This is a genomic window from Azospirillum sp. B2RO_4 (assembly GCF_051124815.1).
In the GTDB taxonomy this organism is placed as follows: Bacteria; Pseudomonadota; Alphaproteobacteria; order Azospirillales; family Azospirillaceae; genus Azospirillum.
Window position 1 is genome coordinate 406,008 of record NZ_CP118489.1, and the last position, 19,497, is coordinate 425,504.

Sequence of the window (19,497 nt, forward strand, 5' to 3'; positions counted from 1 at the left end):
AATTGTGTAACCTTATGGGGCGGGGCGGAGGTCGGCCCTGCAATCGCCAAAAGGGCTTCAAAGTGGCCCAGAAAAAAATTAACCCCGGCCGCATGCCAGGGGCAGAGACGGTACCGGGGTATACAGGCGTCAATTTAGGGCGTGTGAGGGGGAAATGCAAGGGGAAGCGGCGAAAGTGAATTCCTATGAGGAGTTGGAGAAGGCTCTCTCCCTGGAGCGGTTTGCCCGTTATCTCGATTGGGCCGGCGGTGACCGCGAACGGGCGATCGAGCTTTACAGCCTCAACACTGCCTTGTCGGAAGCCCTCTATACGCCCTTGCAAATGCTGGAGGTGGCTCTTCGCAACCGCATCCATGCCGTGATGGCCGAAGCCGTCAACGAGAGCTGGTTTCAGGAAGAGACTGTGTTGCTGGGCCAGTGGCAGCCGGAGCAACTTGCCAAGGCGATCAAGGACATCGAGCAGAGCGGGAAGGACCCCACACCCGGCCGGATCGTAGCCGCCTTGACCTTCGGTTTCTGGACTTCGATGTTCGGCAAGGATTACGAAACCCTGTGGCAGCAGACCTTGCACAAAGTTGGCCGGCGTGGCGACGGAAAAGGCCTGCGCCGTAAGGACTTCTCAGGTCCGCTCGCGCAAATCCGCAGTCTGCGGAATCGAATTGCGCATCACGAGCCGATCTTGATGTGGGACCTGGGGAAACGGTACCTCAGCATTCTGGAACTGACCGGGTGGTTGTCGCCGCCCGCTCTCGCATGGTGTCAGGCGCACAGTCGCTTCGAACAGGTGTATCCGGTCGAGCCGATTGTCCTGGAGGCAGGTGTCGAGGTGAAGGTGGAATGACGTTTTGTCTTGAGGCCTATCGCCTTTCGCCCTGCCGTTACCGCAGGCTTCCGATGCGCGGCCACTCCACCGCCGGATGCCCTGCCAGCCGGTCGAGCAGGCAGTCCAGCAGGTCCCAGATCGCGGCGTCGTGCACCAGATGGTGGGTCAGCAGGCCGATGGGCTCGGCGGGATCGCCCCTGCCCTCTTGGCGGCCCTCGCGGCGGTCGCGCAGTTCGCGGCAGAGCAGGTCCAGCAGGGCGTCCAGCGGGACGGCGGAGCGGGTGCCGTGCCAGTCGATCAGGTCGAGATGGGTGTTGACCCAGGCGATGCCGTCGCGGCTTGCCGGCGCCGGGCCGAAGGCGGAGACGGCGCGGTAGCCGGCGGCGGAAAGGCGGGACGGCATGTCGGCGGCCATGCGGTTCCAGGGCGGGACGAACAGCGGCAGCAGGCGGTCGCCGAACAGGGCGCGCAGGGCGGACAGGCCGCGTTCGGCCTCGGCCTGGCGGAGGTCGGCGGGGCGTTCCGGGCCGAACTCGCACTTCTTGGCGCCGGGGGCGGCGTGGTCGGCGTGGGACCAGCCATGGACCAGCGGGGTGACGGTCGGGTGGCCGGCGAGGGTGTCGGCGAGAGACGGCTCGGCGTCGGCGGGGATGACGGCGAGGCCGAGCGGGATGTTGGCCTCGGCGCAGCGCTGCAGAAGTTGGTCGAGCTGCGGGCTGGCGGCGATTGCGTCGTCGTCGCGCAGCCAGAAGGTGCAGCGGCGGCCGAGATCGGTCCAGCGCGCCAGTTCGTCATCCACCGCAATCCAGTTTGTGGCGGTCCAATTGGTCATGGCGTCTTCTCCGCAAGCAGGGTTTCGACGATCTCCACGCTGCGCGCCGCACCGGCCAGCGAGGCGGGGCTGAGCGGCGGGATGCGGGCGCCCAGCACGGAGGTCAACGCGCGGGCGAGGCTGTCGGGCGTGAGGTCGGCCTCGCGCAGGGTGGCGATGCCGGGCTGGCGGGCCAGGATGGCGGCGCGGATGGTCTGCTCGACCTCCCTGCCGTCCTCGAAGGGACAGAAGACGCTGGGGACGCCGGCGGTCAGGCAGTCCAGCGCGGTGTTGTAGCCGCAGCGGCCGACGGCGGCGGCGGCCCGGCCCAGCAGGGCGCGGAAGTCGGGGCGCACCGGCTCCAACAGCAGCCGGTCGGCCGGGGCCATGGCGCGCAGCCGGTCGGCCAGCGCCTCGTCGCCCTTCGCCACCAGCAGGCGCCAGCGCTGCGGCAGGGCCCAGGATGCGGCACAGCGGGCGGCGGCTTCGAAGACCGGGCGGCCGACCGGGCCGCCGCCGGCGGTGACCAGGATCTCGGCATTGCCGTCGGTGCCGTCGTCGGGGACGGGCGGCGGCGGCACGACGAAGCCGGTGTAGCGCAGCAGTGGGCGCATCGCCGGGGTCAGCGGCCAGCTGTCCTCCAGCGGGATCAGGGCGGGGTCGGAATGGACCAGAACGCCGTCGTAGAAGCGCAGCAGGCGGTGTTCGGTCTCGGCGACGCGCTTCGGTTTGGAAGGCGGGGCCAGGATGTCGCGGACGGAGGCGAGCGTCAGCGGCGGGCGCGGCAGGGCGCGGGCGCGCTCCAGCAGGGCGTCGAACTCGGCGGCCAGAGCGCGGCGGCCGAAGGGGAAGAGTTCGGTGATGAGAACGTCGGGTCGGAGGCTGTCGAGCAGGCCGGTCAGCATCGCCTGCCGCGCGGCGAACAGCGCGGCATCGGCGGGGCGGCCGTCGGCGGCCAGCAGAGTGGAGAAGTCGGCACCGTCGCTCGCCAGCGGCGGCAACTGGTGCAGGGTGGCGCCGCCGCTGCCGAGATGGGGGGCGGGACGGCCGCCGCTGACCACATCGACGCTCCAGCCGCGGGCGGTGAAGGCCTCGGCCAGGGCGAGGGCGCGGCTGAGATGGCCGGTGCCGAGCAGATGGGTGACGGCGATCAGGAGCTTCATGACAGGCGCTGCCCCTCCCTTGGGCCGGCGGGGTGGAGCGTGCCGTCGGCGGCGAGCGTCATCGCATAGAGGCGGTCGCGCTTGACCGGAACCGGCGGCGGGCCGCGGAAATCCCAACCCCAGGCGAGCGCCAGGGCGACGCGGATGACGCCGATGTGGGTGACGATGAGGTGACTCTCCTTCTCCCCCCTGGGGAGAAGGTTGGGATGAGGGGGTTCGGCGCAGCCGAAGAGATCCTCGCCGTGCGTCCCCCTCACCCTAACCCTCTCCCCGCTTTCGGCGGATCTTCGATCCGCCTGTCGCGTCAGCGCAAACGAAGTTTGCGCGTGAGCGGGGGGGAGAGGAGATTTAAGCCACCCAATCAACCGGTCCCGCAAGTCGGCGGGGCTTTCGCCGCCGGGGGGGCGGAAGTCCCAGCCCCAATGTTCGAGGTCGCGGTAACCGCTGGCGGGGTCGGCGCGGAGGTCGTGGCCGCGTTGGCCTTCCCAGGCGCCCCAATCCATCTCGATCAGGCGGGGGTCGGTGTGGATGGGGCGGTCGTTGCCGAGGATGCGGGCCGTCTCGATGGCGCGCGACAGCGGACTGGCATGCAGGGTGGCGTCGCGCCAGTCCGCCGGCAGGGTCAGGCGGGCGAGACGGTCGCGGCCCTCCGGGTCGAGCGGGATGTCGGTGCGGCCCTGGATGCGGCCCTCGCGGTTCCAGGCGGTGATGCCGTGGCGCAGGAAAGCAAGGCGGATCATGATGGCAGCAGGCCGGTCAGCAGGCCGCGCAGACGCTCGGCCGCTGCGGACAGGGCGTGGTGGGCCTCGACATGGGCGCGGGCGTTTTGGCCGAGGGTGCGCAGGGCCGGCGGGTCGGACAGCAGGGCGGACAGCGTGGCGGCGTAGTCCTGGGCGGTCGGGCCGGTCAGCCGGCCGCCGATGCCGTCGCGGATGACGGTGCCGGTGCCGGCATTGTCGACGGCGAGCACGGGGACGCCGTGGGCCTGGGCCTCCAGATAGACCATGCCGAAGGCCTCGTTCAGGCCGGGCCAGACCAGCAGGTCGGCGGCGCGGTAATGGGCGGCGAGGTCGGCGGGGGCGCTGGCGCCGTGGAATTTCACGCGCTGGCCGAAGGGGGCGAAGAAGGCCGAGACCTCCGCCGCGGCCGAGCCGTCGCCGACGATGTCGAGCGTCCAGGGCCGGGCGGCGAGACGGGACAGGGAATCGGCGAGCAGGCGGTAGGAGGCGAGCTTGTCGCCGGGACGCATCATGGCGACGGTCAGCAGGCGGGGCGGAGAGATCGGCTCCGGGCGGTCGATAGCAGGCGGCAGGTCGAGGAAGGGGGGCAGCATCGCCACCTGTTGGCCGGGCGGGCCGTAGGCCTCCACCGCGTGACGGTCGCGGGCGCTGATGCAGAGGACGAGGGCGGCCTGTTCGATGGCGGACTCGGCGGCGGCGGCGAAGGCGGACCAGGGGCCGGTCAGGCGCTTGCGGGCGCGGGTGGCCTCCACCACGACATAGGGGATGCCGAGGGCGCGGGCGACGGCCGGGCCGATCAGGTCGGGGGCCTTGTAATAGACGTGGTAGCTGAGCCACAGCGCCGGGCGCCGCGCCGGTTCGGCGGCGTAGAGCGCCAGCAGGCGGTCGCATTCGGCGGCGGCAACGGCGGACAGGCGGGCCTGCGCGGCGGGGTCGCCGGCGCCGTCATAGACGCGCAGGCCGCTCGCCACCTCCACCGGGCCGGTGGTCTCCAGGGCGCGCAGGATCAGCCGCGCCATCTGGCGGTCGCCGGAGGGGATGGGATGGTCGACCGGTTTCAGGGGAGCGTAGAAGGCAATCCGGGGGGCGGTCACGCCGCGGCCTCCTCCAGCCGGCGGACGAGACGGTCGATGCCGGCGGTCATGCCGAACTCGGCGCGCAGGCGGGCATGGGCGGCTTCGCCCAGACGCAGGCGGAGCGCCGGGTCGGTGGCGAGCCGTTCCAGCGCGGCGGCGATGGCGGGCGGGGTTCCGTCGGTCAGCAGGCCGTGGGTGCCGTCGGCGATGAATTCGGGGATGGCGGAAACGGCGGTGGAGAGGATGGCGAGGCGCTGGCTCGCCGCCTCCATCAACACGTTGGGCAGGCCGTCGCGGTCGCCGTCCTCGGCCACGACGCTGGTCAGAACGAACAGGTCGGCATGGCGCAGCGCCTCGATCACCGTCGCCTGATCCTGGGCGCCGTGCCAGTCGATGCGATCGGACAGGCCGAGCCGCTCCGCCTGGGCGCGCAGGGACTGCTTGAGGTCGCCGGAGCCGATATGGACCAGCCGCCAATGCAGACCGTCCGGCAGCGTCGCCAGCGCGTCGAGCAGCCGGTCATAGCCCTTCTTCTCAACCAGCCGGCCGACCGACAGGATCTCCACCGCGCGGTCAGGGGTGGAGCCGTCGCGGGCCGCGGCGTCCTTGCGGTCGGGCGGGTCGGGGAAGCGGGAGAGGTCGAGGCCGTGATAGACGAGGTCGATGCGGTTGGGATCGGCGGCAAGGCCGCGCAGATGGGCGGCGCCGACGGCGGTGCAGGTGGCGCCGAAACGGGCGTCGGCCAGCTTCTCGCGCTTCTCCCACTCCGGCGTCGTCCAGATGTCCTTGGCATGGGCGGAAAAGCCCCAGCCGATGCCGCGGATCGCGGCGGCATAACGCCCGACCGAAGCGGGCGTGTGCAGGAAATGGGCGTAGAGGAAGGGCACGTCGGCCGGCAGTTCCGCCGCGAGGACGAGGGCCTGTCCGAAACGACGGCCCCGGTTGGCGGTGCGGTCGCGATTGAGGTCGCGCAGCCAGCCCAGCGCCGTGCGGACCAGCCCGGCCGGGTGGCGGAGGATCAGGCGGCCGAGCGCACGCAGGACGCGGGCCGGCTCGTCGCGCAGATACTCGGGCAGGTAATGGACGGGCGCGGTGATGCGGTCGTGCAGGGCGTGGCGGCGGCTGTCGGTGGGGTGGCGCAGCGACCAGATCGCCAGTTCGATGCCGCGCTGCTGCAGGGCCAGAAGCTCCTGCGCGATGAAGGTTTCCGACAGGCGGGGATAGCCCTTCACCACGACTGCGATCTTCAAAGCTTTACGAGTCACCATGCACACCGGGCGGCATCATGCCGTCCGTTCCCTGGATGGTTAGGGTAGTCGCATATGGAATCAGGAGTCCCGGTAAAGGACGTTCGTCATCCCCGCGAAGGCGGGGATCCAGGAAGCTTTCGTGCGAAGTAACTGAAACGGCTGGATTCCCGCCTTCGCGGGAATGACGTGGTTCCTTGTGTGGGATCATAACCGCCAAATGCGATCACCTTGCCTGGATGGTCATGCGCGCTTGCCCGCCATCGCGCGGGACATCCGCTCCGCCGCCCGGCGGATCGGGGTGACGGGGGTGGCGCGGGCGACCACCGAATCCGCCTCCAGCACCTCGCGGGTCAGCCCGACGATGCGGTCCAGCCCGCCGAGCAGGCCGGGCAGCGGGCTGGCCGAGGGCGGCGGCTGGCTGGACAGGGCGCGGATGGCGGCGGCCATCGCCAGCGGGTCGGTGCCGTCGCGGTCGCTGTCCAGCGTGCGCAGCAGGCCGAGCGCCTCCGCCGCCTCGGCGCGGATGCGCTGTTCCAGGCGCGGGCGGGTGCGCGGGGCCAGGACCGACGGCTTGTCGAAAGACAGGATCTCGCAGAAGGTGTTGTAGCCGCCCATCGCCACCACGCCGATGGCCCCGGCATAGAGATCCTCCATGCGGGAATGGAAGTTGATGGTCTCCACCCTGCCCTTCAGCCGGCGGATGCGGGCGGCGAACTCCTGGCGGCGGGCATCCTCCAGGAAAGGGCCGTAGACGATCAGGGCGCGGGGGCTGAGATCCGGATCGGCCTCATAGGCGGCGATGGTCCAGTCGACCAGGGCCGCGCCGTCGCCGCCGCCGCCGGGCGTCACCAGTACATAGGGCGCGGCCATGGGCGCATCGGCGGCCTGGACGGCACCGCCGCCCTCCGTCGGCTCGCGCTTCAGATAGCCGGTGTAGCGCACGCGCGCGGCGATCTCCGCCGGCAGGTCGAGGCCGTCCAGCGGGCGGTAGACCTCCGGCAGGCCGTAGATCCAGAGCTGGTCGTAATAGCGCTCGATGGCGGCGACCGCCTCCTTGCGCTCCCATTCCGGCTGCAGGGCTTCCGGCGCGTCCAGCACGTCGCGCAGGCCCAGCACCACGCGGGTGTTGCCGGTCGCCCGCATCTCCTCCAGGGCCGGCAGGAATTCGCCGTGCAGGCCGGTCGGCTCCTTGTCGACGATGGCCAGCGTCGGGCGGAAGGCGCGGGCGGTGGCGCGGATGATCTCCGCCCGGATGGCGGCGGTCTCCTCGATCGGCAGGCCGAGGTTGCGGGCGGTATAGCCGCCGTCCGGCAACTTCACCACGCCGGGCAGGCGGACATGGTCGACCCGCTCCGGAAAATCGAAGCGGCCGGCGACCGGCGAGCCGGTGAGGATCAGCGCCGAGGCGTCGGGAAAGGCCGACACCAGCGCCTGGGCAATCGTCCGCGACCGCCGCAGATGGCCCAGCCCGAAGGTGTCGTGGCTGTAGAGCAGGATGCGCGGCGGGGTGCGGTCGGGATGGATGGAGCGAAGGGGGGCCAGGGGCTGGTGCATGCTCGGACACTCCGCTTCAGCACTGCGTCGGAACCGAAAAGCCGTTGCAGAACAATTTACTGTGCTCGTCTGAGGACCGGCTCGGTCCCGGTGGTTGCGCGACTGGTCCAGATGCCGGCAGCAGCGCTCCAGCCTGGATAGAACCCCTCACATGGATTGCGCCGCGCATCAACCCGCCTTCCGGCCAAAGGGCGGCAACCCAGCTATGCGCTGTGATATATGAGCTAAGGCCAAGCTCACGCTTCGGGGGGCCGGCTGTTTCGAGCAGGGCAATCGCATTTGGGACACATGTTCCTTGGAAAGGACTTCCGTCATCCCCGCGAAGGTGGGGATCCAGAGTTCGCAAGGCGAATCTGATGGAAAGGCCTGGATCCCCGCCTTCGCGGGGATGACCGGCTTCCTTGGGAGGAACACGATCTTCATATGCGATTGCCCTGCTGGTTGGGGGATCAGTCGCCATGATAGGGATCCAGGGCGTCGCGCAGGCCGTCGCCGAAGAAGTTGAAGGACAAGACTACCAGGATCACCGGCAGCATCGGCAATGACACCCAAGGATAGGTTTCCACGGCCATCAGGTTCTGGGCGTCGTTCAGCATCACCCCCCAGCTGGTCGCCGGCGGGCGCAGGCCGAGCCCCAGGAAGGACAGCGCCGTTTCGCCCAGGATCATCGCCGGGATCGACAGGGTGGCGCTGGCCAGCAGGTGGCTGGCGAAGTTCGGCAGCAGGTGGCGGCGGATGATGCGGGCCGGGCTGGCGCCCATCAGCTCCGCCGCCATGACGAAATCCTCCTCGCGCAGTGCCAGGAAGCGGGAGCGCACGGCGCGGGCCAGCGACGGCCAGTCGAGCAGGCCGAGGATGACGGAGATGCAGAGGAACACCGTCACCGGCGACCATTGCGCCGGCACCGCGGCGGACAGCGCCAGCCACAGCGGCAGCTCCGGCAGGGATTTCAGGATCTCCGACAGGCGCTGCACCCCGGCGTCGATCCAGCCGCCGAAATAGCCCGCCATGCCGCCCAGCGTGATGCCGATGGCGAAGGACACGGCGATGCCCAGCAGCCCGACGGTCAGTGACAGCTGCGCCCCGATGGCGAGGCGGGAGAGCATGTCGCGGCCCAGCCGGTCGGTGCCGAGCAGATGCAGCGAAGCGTCCGGCGGCGGGCAGACCAGCCGCATCCGCAACTCCGCCAGTCCCAGGAAGCGGTAGGGCGTGCCGGGGCAGAAGAACTCCAACGGCATCGGCCGGCTGGTGTCGGTCTCGTAGCGCCAGCGATAGTCCTTCAGGTCGGGATGGCCGACGGTCGGGTAGACGAAGGGGCCGATGAAGGCGCCCTCGTGGAACAGGTGGATGCCCTGCGGCGGGGCGTAGAGATGCTCCACGTCACGGTCGTTGGCGCCGTAGGGGACGAGGAAATCGACGAAGGGCAGGCTGAGATAGGACAGCCCCAGGAACAGCGCCCCCAGCACCGCCAGCCGGTGGCGCAGGAAGCGGCGCAGCATCAGCCGCCCGGCGGAGGCGTTCGCGTCGAAACGGGTGGCCGGTGCGTCCGCCGCCTCCGGATCGGGATAGGGCCGGCTGTCGACGTAATGGTCCCAGCCGCCGCTCATGGCCCCGTCATTCAAGCCCTGGTCTTTCACGATTGGGCCTTCCTCGCCTTGCCCAGGCGGATGCGGGGATCGAGCAGGGCGAGCGCGATGTCGGAGACCAGCATGCCGACCAGCACCAGCAGCGAGATGAACATCAGGATGAAGCCGGACAGGAAGATGTCCTGCGCCCGCAGCGCCTCCAGCAGGGCCGGGCCGATGGTGGGCAGGCTGAGCACGACGGAGATCAGCACCGATCCCGACACCAGCGACGGCAGCAGCGAACCGATGTCGGAGACGAAGGGGTTCAGCGCCATGCGCAGCGGATAGCGGGTCAGCCGGCGCAGCGGCGGCACGCCCTTGGCCTTGGCGGTGACGACATAGGGCTTGCCCAGCTCGTCCAGCAGGTTGGCGCGCAGGCGGCGCACCATGGCGGCGGTGCCGGACAGGCCGATGACGATGGTCGGCACGATCAGATGCTCCAGCACCGAGCCGATCTTGGCCCAGCTGAGCGCCTGATCCTCATAGCGGGCGTCGACCAGCCCGCCGATCGGCAGGCCCAGCCATTTCTGGCCGTAATAGAGCAGGATCAGCGCCAGCAGGAAGTTCGGCGTCGCCAGACCGATGTAGCCGACGGCGGCGGCGAGGTAATCGACCCAGCTGTTGGCGCGGATCGCCGCCAGCGCCCCCAGCGGGAAGGACACCAGATAGACGAACAGCACGGCGGCGAGGTTGAGGATGACGGTGAACCACAGGGTTTCGCCCACGACCTCCGCCACCGGCTTGTTGAACTCGAAGGACCAGCCGAGATCGCCCTGCAGCAGACCGTGGAAGCCGTTCGGCCCCGGCCAGACGCCGATCCAGACCAGATACTGTTCGGCCAGCGGGCGGTCGAGCGCGTATTCGTGGCGCAGGAACTCCGCCTTCGCCAGACCGGCCTCCTGGCCGGTGGCGCGCAGCTCGGCGATCTGGTTGGACAGATAGTCGCCGGGGGGGAGGTTGATGACGATGAAGATCAGCATCGACACCACCAGCAGCGTCGGCACCATCACCAGCAGCCGGTGCAGGATGAAGCGCAGCATGGGCGTCAATTCCCCCCGCGGTGGATGCCCGACGGCTCCGGATCGGCCGGGCGGGCGTCGGCGAAATAGAACTCGTCGGGCCGGTAGACGCCGAGGTAGGCGCCGGGGTCCCACAGCCACAGCCCCTTGTCCGGGACGTTGCGCAGGCGGTTGGAGACGGCGATGGGCTGCGGCGTCTTCGACACCACGCCGATGGCGTAGATCTGGTCGGCATGGATGTCGAGCAGCGCCGACCACAGGGCGCGCCGTTCCGTCTCGTCGGTGGTGTGGCGCCAGCGCCGGGCGATGTCCATCAGCTCCTGCGGGATCGGCATGTCGATGGGTTCGCCGGCGCTGCCGGAGGTCTGGTAATACTGCCCCCATTTCGGCCAGCTGAAATTCTCCTGGGTCATCGGCGCCAGCTCCTCCGGACTGCTGTCGGGGTCGGGGATGCCGTTGTCCCAGCCGCCCCACACCGCCATCATCGTCTGGCCGGCATAGACCCGGTTGCGCAGAACGTCGCGGTCCACCGTGCGCACCAGCAGCCGGACGCCGATGTCGCGCCAGGTCTCGGCGATGATCTGCATCGCGTCGGCCACCTCCGGCTTCTCGCCGGCGGTCTCGACGATCACCTCCAGCGGCCGGCCGTCGGGAAGCCGGCGGTAGGCGGCGCCGCGCGGGCGCTTCAGCCCCATCTCGTCCAGCAGCGCCGCCGCCTGTTTGGGGTCGTAGCCGGTCCACAGCCCGGTGCGCTCCGGCTTGTAGAGCGGACTGCGCGGCAGCACGTCGACGCCGCTTTCCTGCGCCAGCCCGAAGAAGAGCGAGCGGTTGATGATGCGGCGGTCGATGCCCATCGACAGGGCGCGGCGGAAGCGGACGTCGCGCAGCACGGCGCGCCAGACCGGATCGTTGTAGTTCAGGTTGGGATAGAGCGCGATCTCCGCCGCCTTGCCCTCCGGCCACAGCAGGGTGCGGTAGTCGCCCTGCCGCTCCCCCGACACCAGGACCGGGACCTGGGAGAAGGTCAGCCCTTCGGCCTGGAGGTCGGCCTTGCCGGTGGCGACCTGGGCCGGGATCAGCCCGCCGGCCATCACCGACACGTCCAGCCCGTCGGTGTAGGGCAGCTGCATGCCGCGTGCGTCGAAGCGGTGGTAATAGGGGTTGCGCTGGAACAGCAGATGGGTGCCGGTGCCCTTCGACATCGCCATCCAGGGCTGCAGCGTCGGCTCGTCCGGGTTCTCCATCCGGAACATGTCGTCGCGGGCGTTGTGCAGGGCGGCCCAGTTGCGGACCTTGTATTTGGCGATCAGCGGGGCGAGGTCGGCCTCGCCGGTGTAGCGGGCGTGGAAGCGCTTCAGGTAATGGGCCGGGCGGTAGATGAAGGGCGGCCGGGCGGCGGCCAGCGCCGGGAGGAAATAGGGGTTCGGCTCGTCCCAGCGGAAGCGGGCGGTGACCGCGTCGGGGAAGCTGACCTCCGGCGGCTTGCCGTCCACCAGCATGAAGCGCGGCGGGCCGGACGGCGACAGCATCGGGTTGTTGGCGATGTCCTCCCACCAGTAGCGGATGTCGTCGCTGGTGAAGGGGGCGCCGTCGGACCAGCGGTGGCCGGCGCGCAAGGTCAGGGTGAAGTCGCGGCCCTCATGGACGGTCACGGCCTTCAGGATGTCGGGCACGATCTCCCGCTTGGCGTCGTAGCCGACCAGCCGGGCGTAGCCGTACAGCACGGCGATGCGGCTGTTGCGCCGCTGGGTGATGAAGGTGCGGATCCAGCCGCCGGAGCGGCCGAGGTCGCGGCCCTTCGCCTCCAGATCGACGATCAGCGGCTCGTCGGGCATGCGCTGGCGGACGGGCGGGATCAGGCCGTAGACGACCTCGTCGCGCAGCAGGGCGGGTTCCTGCGGGCTGAAGGCGGCGGCGGGGGTGGCGAGGAGGAGGAGGAGGGGGATCGGCAGGCTGCTTATCGATTTGCCGAAAGGGCCGAAGCCAAATCGGCCGTCATTCCCGCGAAGGCGGGAATCCAGCTTTTTGAACGGCATCGCGATGGAGGCGCCTGGATCCCCGCCTTCGCGGGGATGACGGCCGAAAAAATGGTCGATGATGGTCCTCATGCCGCCCGCCTTACGAAATGTCCGGGCGCGGCTTCCACCAATGGAGGGGGGGCGCCGTCGGAGGTGGGGCGGAAGGGTTCGGGCCAGAGGTCGGGGCGGCCGGCGCCCAAGGCCACGGTGGCGATGTCGATCGGACGGTCGACGTACGGTTCCGGCGAGGCGGCGATCAGCGCGCGGGTGTAGGGGTGCAGCGGGGCGGAGAACAGCAGGGCCGGCGGCGCCTCCTCCATCACCCGGCCGGCGCGCATCACCGCGACGCGGTCGGCCAGCCGAGCCACCACCGCCAGATCGTGCGAGATGAACATCAGGCTGAGGCCGAGCCGCTGCTTGATCGATTCCAGCAGGTCCAGCACCTGCGCCTGCACCGACACGTCGAGCGCCGAGGTCGGCTCGTCGCAGATCAGCAGTTGGGGGTCGAGGGCGAGCGCGCGGGCGATGCCGATGCGCTGGCGCTGGCCGCCGGAGAAGGCGTGGGGATAGCGGTTGGCCCAGGCGGGGTCGAGCCCGACCTGCGCCATCAGCGCCCGCACCCGCTCGCGTCCCTCGCCGCGGCCGCAGACGCCGTGGATCGCCAGCGGCTCCGCGATGATCTCGCCGACGCTCATGCGGGGACTGAGGGAGGCATAGGGATCCTGGAACACCATCTGGGCACGGCGGCGGTAGGCGGTCAGCTCCGCCCCGGTGGCGGAAAGGAGGTCGAGCGGCGGTTGCCCCGTGGCGGCGCGGAACAGCAGGCGGCCACCGGGATCCGGCCGCTCCGCCAGCATGGCCAGCCGCGCCAGCGTCGTCTTGCCGGATCCTGACTCGCCGACGATGGCCAGCGTCTCCCCCCGGCCGACCGACAGGTCGACGCCGTCCAGCGCGCGGATGCGCAGGTTGCCGCGCTCGTAGGTCTTGGCGACGCCGTGGAATTCCAGGATGGCGTCGCGCACATCCTCGCCCGGCGGCACGCAGACCATCGCCGGGATGGAGGGGGCGGCGGCCATCAGCTTGCGGGTGTAGCCGTGCAGCGGCCGGCCGAGTACGTCGGCGCAACAGCCCGACTCCATCACCCTGCCCGCCCGCATCACCACCACGGCGTCGGCCATGTTGGCGACCACCCCCAGATCGTGGGTGACCAGCAGAACCGCCATGCCGGTCTCGGCCTGCAGCTCCTTGATGAGGGCCAGCACCTGGGCCTGCAGGGTGACGTCGAGCGCGGTGGTCGGCTCGTCGGCGATCAGCAACTGCGGGCGGGCGACCATCGCCATGGCGATCATCGCGCGCTGGCGCAGGCCGCCCGAAAGCTGGAACGGATAGGAGCGGAAGGCGCGCACCGGATCGGGGAAGCCGACCCGCTCGAACATGGCGAGGCAGCGTTCGCGCGCGCTGGTGCGGTTACAGTTGCCGTGCAGCCGCAGCACCTCGATCGTCTGGTCGCCGATGGTGTGGAGCGGCGACAGCGCGCTCATCGGTTCCTGGAAGATCATCGAGATGCGGCTGCCGCGGATGTCGCGCAAGCCGGCCTTGGACAGGCGCAGCAGGTCCACCGCCTCGCCGTCGCGGCCGAACAGGATGGAGCCGCCGGCCACCGCCGCCCCGCGCGGCAGGATGCCGAGGATGCTGCGGCAGGTCAGCGTCTTGCCCGATCCGGATTCGCCGACCAGCGCGACGCTCTGCCCGGCGCCGATGGAGAAGCCGACGCCGTCGACCACCGGGCGGGGGGCGTTGCGGAAGCGGATCGTCAGGTTGTCGACGGTCAGCATCTTTGCGTTCCCCGCCCGTTTTTCCAGGGCCATCCGTAATTCGCCATTATCCCCCTCTCCCCCCCGGGGAGAGGGTCGGGGTGAGGGGGATGCATGGCGTGGCCGCCCCGAGAATCCTCGCTGTGCCTCCCCCTCACCCTAACCCTCTCCCCGGGGGGGAGAGGGGATGTCTGGCGCCTTGGACCCATTGCGGTCATTCCATCACTTGCGTTTCAGAACGGCTGTTGGCCGCGGCGGGCACCGAGCCGGCCGGCGCTTCGCTGGTCAGGCGCTTGCCGACCTGCTGGATCACCCGCAGCGGCAAATCGGGCACCGACGACAGCAGGCGCAGCATGTTCGCTCCGTCCAGCCGCAGCAGGCGCAGGTCGGTGCGGGCGCGGATGGTGGAGAAACGCCGCACGCCGGCCAGAAGCTCCAGATCGCCGAACACCTCGGGCGGCTTGATGTAGGCGATGTGCAGCGGCGGCTGGTTGTCCGGCATCAGCCGCACCAGTTCCGCCTCCCCTTCCGCCAGGACGAAGGAGAATTCCGACGGCTCGCCGCTGCGGTAGATGAAGTCGCCGGCAACGACCGTGCGCCATTCCGATGCCACCAGCATGCGGCGCAGCACCGTTTCCGGCAGGTCGGAGAAGACGGGCGAGCGCGACAGCAGCCGCAGCGCCGGCTCGTCGGTGCCCTCCGCCTCGCCCGGCATGGTGTCCTCGCCATGCTCGTCGTCCCCCTGGCCGCGCCGGACCAGCCGGCCGTCCTCCAGGTCGTAGAGCGCGTCGAAGGCCGGGTTGTCGGCGATCCGCTCCTCCAGCACGATCATCGTCATGGTCGGCAGTAGTTCCTTCATGCGCAGGAAGATGCGCAGCCGTTCTTCAGGATCGTAGCTGTTGAGCGCCTGATAGATGACGAAGATGTCGGGCTTCTTCATCAGGCCGCGGATCAGCTGCACCCGCTGGCGCACGCTGATCGGCAGCAGCGAGCCGCCAATGCCGACCTCGCCCAGCGCCACCAGGATCAGCACGAAGGCGCGGGCGTCGGTACGTTCCAGCGCCTCGTCCACCAGGGCGCGGAGCTGGGTGATGGCGCGCGGATCCTCCGTCGTGATGCGGCCGAACAGCAGGTTGTCCATCACGTTCAGGCGCGGGTGGTAGAGGTCGGGATCGAAGACGGCGACCTTGTCGCGCAGCTCGTACGGCATCTCGTTCAGCAGGCTGCGGCGGACCGCCATGATCGCCTCGCGCTCCGCCGGGGGCGCGAAGTCCATGCCGTCGCGCTTGGGCACGATCATCAGGAACATGGTGGCGAACAGCAGGGTGTCCGCCTCCTGGTGGCGGCGCTGCGGCCGTTCGGAACGGCGCTTCAGCCGGGTGACCGCCTCCACCAGCTCCTCGAACAGGGCGTCGTCGATGTGCGGATAGCGCATGATCATGACGTCGCCGTCGGCGCTGTCGCGATAGACGCCGACCACCCGCATGGCGAAGCGGCGGCCGATGCGGACGGCCGACTCCCACAGCCCGTAGGTCTCCATCAGCTCGCGGACGGTCGGGTTGCAGACCATGCGGGCGACGGTCAGTCGCTTGCCGTCCGGCAGGCCGAACAGCATGTTCTCGGCAAGGCTGGCGTAGGGGTTGAAGCGGTCGCGGTCGAAGCGGGCCAGCAGCTTGTCCATGCCGCGTTCGGCGATGGCGTCGCGCAGCCAGTGGCGGGCGCGCAGCAGCGGCTGGGCGACGAAGGGGTAGTCGTCGGGATCGAACACCTCGCGCAGGCCGCGCTGGTAGACGGCACTCTCGCCGCCGGTCGCCGCCAGGCACTGCATGAACCAGGGACGCAGGCTGGTCCAGTCGGTGGCGCCGATCATGGCGAAGTCGGTCCAGATCCCCTCCATGCTGTCGGTGGAGTTGCCCGACGCCTCGGCCTCCGCGATCTCGCGCCGGCGGGCGGGGGTCATGCTGTCCGGATCGTCGGCCGGCGGGCGGTGGCGCAGCCCGTAGGTGATGTTCTGCATCATGCTGCCGGTGAACATGCGCGGTTCCGGGCCGGCATAGGCCATGCGGCGGCCCAGCAGTTCCAGCGGCAGCTCGTCCAGCGTGCGGTCGCCGATGGTGATCCGGCCGGATGTCGGCGGCGACAGCCGCACCAGCACCTCGGCCAGACGGCGCAGCGCCAGCGCGTTGGTGCCGGCGATGCCGATCAGCGCGCCCGGCGGCACCTCCAGCGACAGCCGCTGCAGCATGCGGTCGCCGTACTCGTTGGCCCAGGTCACCGCCTCCAGCCGCAGCGGGGCCTTGAGGTCCGTCGGGGTGGCGGGCGTCGGCTGCGCCCATTCGAACAGGAAGGGCGGCGAGAACTGGTCGGAGATCTGCTCGTACTTGATCTGGGCGTCGATCATGTTCTGGTAATAGTCGAGCAGCTCCTTCCAGGGAGCCGTCAGGTCCTTGAAGGCGGAGAGCGCGGCCACCAGGGCGCCGATGGTCATGTTCCCGTGCAGGACCAGATAACCGCCGATGGAGAACAGGAAGAAAGGGGTGATCTGGTTGATGAAGTTGTTCAGGAACTTGACGAAATATTTTCGCTTGTAGATCTCCAGCCTGATCCAGTAGATGCTGCCGAGATATTGCGAGAATTCCGCCATCACGTAGCGGACGGTGCCGTTGACGCGGACCTCGCGGACATTCTCAACGCTTTCGCCGATGCGTTCGGACAGCTGCCGGACCTTGCGCACCCGCTCCTTGCCCAGCAGCTTCACCTTCATCTGAAGCTTGGGGATGATGTAGGCCTGTACCGGGATCAGCGCGACCGAGACCAGACCGATGGTCGGCTGCTGGATGAACAGGAACAGCAGGATGGTGAGCATCGTGCCGCCCTGGTAGAGCGGCTGGGCGAAGGAATCGCCGATGAAACCCGCCAGCGGTTCGGTTTCCGCCGAGATGGTGGAGATCAGCTCTCCCTGGCTGACCTTGGAGAAATGCGGCAGCGGGAAGCGCAGCATGCGGTCGAGCAGCATGAAGCGCAGGCGCCGCACCTGCCGTTCGCCGACCACGCCCTTGAAGGTGTTGATCCGCATCTTGAAGGCGCCGTTGGCCAGCACCAGCGCCAGGAAGGTGAAGCACAGCACCAGCAGATAGGTCACCGGCCCCATGGCGACGCCGAGGATCTCGCGCACCGGCTGGGGATCGGACAAGGCCCGGTTGATGATGATCTTCGGCAGTTCAAGCGAGGCGTAGAGCACCGGGAAGGACGCGACCGTCAACAGGGCGAGCAGGATCTGCTGGCGTCCGCTGTGCTTCCAAATGAACTGAAATATGTTGCGGTCCATCAATGGCCTTCAGCGTCGCGGCCGGTCGGGGCCGCAGGGGTCGCGCGCGGGGGGATGAAGGACGGAAGATTGGCGTCGGCCGGGCCGTTTTCCATTGGTGCTTTTTCCGCTGCCGCTATCTCCGCTGCCGCCCGCTCAGCCATCGACCTTCCAGGCATGATAGGTCCAGCGTTCGTCCTGCGGCAGGGGGAGCGGGGTCCAGTTGGGACGCTGCAGCGGCCGGTCGGACAGCACGACGCCGCCGGGCAGCATCAGCGCGTCGATCAGCGGCGCCAGCCACGCCGCCTGTTTGGCGTCATGGTTGCGGTCGGTGCTGCCGAAATCGGCATGGGCCAGCCGGGCGCAACGGCCGAAGCGTTCGGCGGCGGCGGGCATGGTCTCCTGGAAATCACCGACGAACAGGCGGTCCTCGTCCGGCGTCAGTTCCGGCGGCACGCGCACCCACATGTCGAAGACCAGGATGTCGCGCGGCGGGAACAGGTGGCGCAGATGGTCGAAGGTGCGGCCCTTGCCCAAGCCCACCTCCAGCACCATGCCGTCGCGCCCGGCGACCGCACGCTCGGCCCAGGCCAGCGCGTTGCGCTGCACCGTCATCCGGTCGATCATCCGGTCGAGCAGCGACCGGCTTTCAGCACCATTCCCGACATCGGCCGCCATCGGCCCCCTCCCCTTGCCAAGCGCACGAACGGCACGCCGCAGTGTGAAAGGCTGCGCGCGCGCCGTCGAGACAAAACGTCGCATGGTCGGGGCCGGAAACCGCAGCCCTGCCCGGCCTATGGCCGGTTCGGGTCGAAGCGCTTCGCCAGCCCCTGCCAGCAGCGGTAATAATCGTGCTGAAGCTCGGCAGTTTCCAGTGCGTGCCGCGTCGGACGGATGACGGCGCGCGTTTCGACCATGAAGGCCATGGTGTCGGCGACCCGCTGCGGCTGCGTGGTGTCGGCGGATGTCGCCTTGGCGAAGGTCTCCGCATCGGGGCCGTGGCCGCTCATGCAGTTGTGCAAGGACGCGCCGCCGGGCAGGAAGCCCTCCTCCTTCGCATCGTAGACGCCATGGATCAGGCCCATGAACTCGCTGGCGATGTTGCGGTGGAACCAGGGCGGACGGAAGCTGTCCTCCTGCACCAGCCAGCGCGGCGGGAAGATGACGAAGTCGATGCTGTCGACGCCCGGCGTGTCGCTGGGCGATTGCAGCACCAGGAAGATCGACGGGTCGGGATGGTCGAAGCTGATCGAGCCGATGGTGTTGAAGCGGCGCAGGTCGTATTTGCAGGGCGCGTGGTTGCCGTGCCAGGCCACGACGTCCAGCGGCGAATGATCGATGCGGGCGGTCCACAGGGCGCCGTCGAACTTCGCCACCAGCTCGAAGTCGCCGTCGACATCCTCGTACCAGGCGTCGGGCGTCAGGAAATCACGCGGGTTGGCCAAACCGTTGGAGCCGATGGGACCAAGGTCCGGCAGGCGGAAGGGCGCGCCGAAATTCTCGCAGACATAGCCGCGGGCGGTGCCGTCGAGCAACTCCACCCGGAAGCGGATGCCGCGGGGGATCAGCGCGATCTCCTGCGGTTCGACCTCCAGCACGCCAAGCTCGGTGTAGAGGCGCAGGCGGCCCTGCTGCGGCACGATCAGCAGCTCGCCGTCGGCATCGTAGAAGAAGCGGCCCTCCATCGACCGGTTGGCGGCGTAGAGATGGATGCCGCAACCGGTCTGCGCCTGCGGCCCGCCGTTGCCGCCCATGGTGGTGAGCCCGGCGATGAAGTCGGTGGCCATGTCCGGCATCGGCGGCGGGTTCCAGCGCAGTTGCGTCGGCGGGGCCGGCACTTCGTCGAAGCGGCTGGTCAGGCGGCCGGACTCCAGCGGGCGGAAGGGTTCATGGACCACGGCCGGGCGGATGCGATAAAGCCAGGAGCGGCGGTTGTGGGCGCGCGGCGCGGTGAAGGCGGTTCCGCTGATCTGTTCGGCATAGAGGCCGTAGGGCGGGCGCTGCGGCGAGTTGCGGCCGACGGGCAAGGCGCCGGGCAGCGCCTCCGTCGCGAACTCGTTGCCGAAGCCGGACTGGTAGGTGAAGGCGGAGGACGTCATGCGGGCAGCTCCCTGATCCGGGGGATGCGGCCGGCGTGGGCGCCGGGCGCGACCATTTGTCGCTCATATAGTTTCTTTTGAAACTATGCGCCAGGGGAAAATGGAGGGAGTGGTTGCAAGCGGTGCCCCTCTCCATCTTCGAATCAATCCCTTCTCTCCCCTGGGGAGAAGGTTAGGATGAGGGGGTTCGGCGCGGCC

General features: G+C 69.4%; 14 protein-coding genes. 1 reads left to right on the top strand and 13 read right to left on the bottom strand.

Annotation, left to right across the window (positions count from 1 at the left end; genetic code table 11):
• Positions 1–175: 175 nt before the first annotated feature.
• Positions 176–841, top strand: a complete 666-nt coding sequence (locus PWS46_RS25465; protein ID WP_434623670.1) for an Abi family protein — start codon at positions 176–178, stop codon at positions 839–841.
• A 37-nt stretch (positions 842–878) separates the two neighbouring features.
• Here the strand turns inward: PWS46_RS25465 and PWS46_RS25470 are convergent, their stop codons facing one another.
• The 13 genes from PWS46_RS25470 to hmgA form a co-directional block, all read right to left on the bottom strand.
• Positions 879–1,655, bottom strand: coding sequence for a polysaccharide deacetylase family protein (locus PWS46_RS25470; RefSeq protein ID WP_434623672.1), 777 nt, complete (start codon positions 1,653–1,655; stop codon positions 879–881).
• Complete coding sequence (locus PWS46_RS25475; RefSeq protein WP_434623674.1) at positions 1,652–2,797, bottom strand: glycosyltransferase family protein; 1,146 nt, start codon at positions 2,795–2,797, stop codon at positions 1,652–1,654. The genes PWS46_RS25470 and PWS46_RS25475 overlap by 4 nt, the downstream gene beginning before the upstream one ends.
• Positions 2,794–3,537: a histidine phosphatase family protein gene (locus PWS46_RS25480; RefSeq protein ID WP_434623676.1), complete on the bottom strand. Its 744-nt coding sequence runs from the start codon at positions 3,535–3,537 to the stop codon at positions 2,794–2,796. Before PWS46_RS25480 ends, PWS46_RS25475 begins: the two co-directional genes overlap by 4 nt.
• Positions 3,534–4,631, bottom strand: a complete 1,098-nt coding sequence (locus tag PWS46_RS25485) for a glycosyltransferase family 4 protein (RefSeq protein WP_434623678.1) — start codon at positions 4,629–4,631, stop codon at positions 3,534–3,536. The genes PWS46_RS25480 and PWS46_RS25485 overlap by 4 nt, the downstream gene beginning before the upstream one ends.
• Positions 4,628–5,881: a glycosyltransferase family 4 protein gene (locus tag PWS46_RS25490; protein WP_434623679.1), complete on the bottom strand. Its 1,254-nt coding sequence runs from the start codon at positions 5,879–5,881 to the stop codon at positions 4,628–4,630. Before PWS46_RS25490 ends, PWS46_RS25485 begins: the two co-directional genes overlap by 4 nt.
• A gap of 222 nt (positions 5,882–6,103) precedes the next feature.
• Positions 6,104–7,417, bottom strand: coding sequence for a glycosyltransferase family protein (locus tag PWS46_RS25495; RefSeq protein ID WP_434623681.1), 1,314 nt, complete (start codon positions 7,415–7,417; stop codon positions 6,104–6,106).
• A gap of 449 nt (positions 7,418–7,866) precedes the next feature.
• Positions 7,867–9,054, bottom strand: coding sequence for an ABC transporter permease (locus tag PWS46_RS25500; protein ID WP_434623683.1), 1,188 nt, complete (start codon positions 9,052–9,054; stop codon positions 7,867–7,869).
• On the bottom strand, positions 9,051–10,082 hold the full coding sequence (locus tag PWS46_RS25505) for an ABC transporter permease (protein ID WP_434623685.1): 1,032 nt from the start codon (positions 10,080–10,082) through the stop codon (positions 9,051–9,053). Before PWS46_RS25505 ends, PWS46_RS25500 begins: the two co-directional genes overlap by 4 nt.
• 5 nt (positions 10,083–10,087) lie before the next feature.
• Positions 10,088–12,169, bottom strand: a complete 2,082-nt coding sequence (locus PWS46_RS25510; RefSeq protein WP_434623687.1) for an ABC transporter substrate-binding protein — start codon at positions 12,167–12,169, stop codon at positions 10,088–10,090.
• A complete protein-coding gene (locus PWS46_RS25515; RefSeq protein ID WP_434623689.1) occupies positions 12,166–13,914 on the bottom strand; it encodes an ABC transporter ATP-binding protein in 1,749 nt (582 codons plus the stop codon). Before PWS46_RS25515 ends, PWS46_RS25510 begins: the two co-directional genes overlap by 4 nt.
• A 193-nt stretch (positions 13,915–14,107) precedes the next feature.
• Positions 14,108–17,221 (bottom strand): ABC transporter transmembrane domain-containing protein, encoded by a 3,114-nt coding sequence (locus PWS46_RS25520; RefSeq protein ID WP_434623691.1) that lies wholly within the window; start codon positions 17,219–17,221, stop codon positions 14,108–14,110.
• Between the two features lie 135 nt (positions 17,222–17,356).
• Entirely contained in the window at positions 17,357–17,878 is a 522-nt protein-coding gene (locus tag PWS46_RS25525) for a class I SAM-dependent methyltransferase (RefSeq protein WP_434623693.1), read from the bottom strand.
• 116 nt (positions 17,879–17,994) lie between these two features.
• Positions 17,995–19,299, bottom strand: coding sequence for a homogentisate 1,2-dioxygenase (gene hmgA / locus PWS46_RS25530; RefSeq protein ID WP_434623695.1), 1,305 nt, complete (start codon positions 19,297–19,299; stop codon positions 17,995–17,997).
• Between the last annotated feature and the right edge of the window lie 198 nt (positions 19,300–19,497).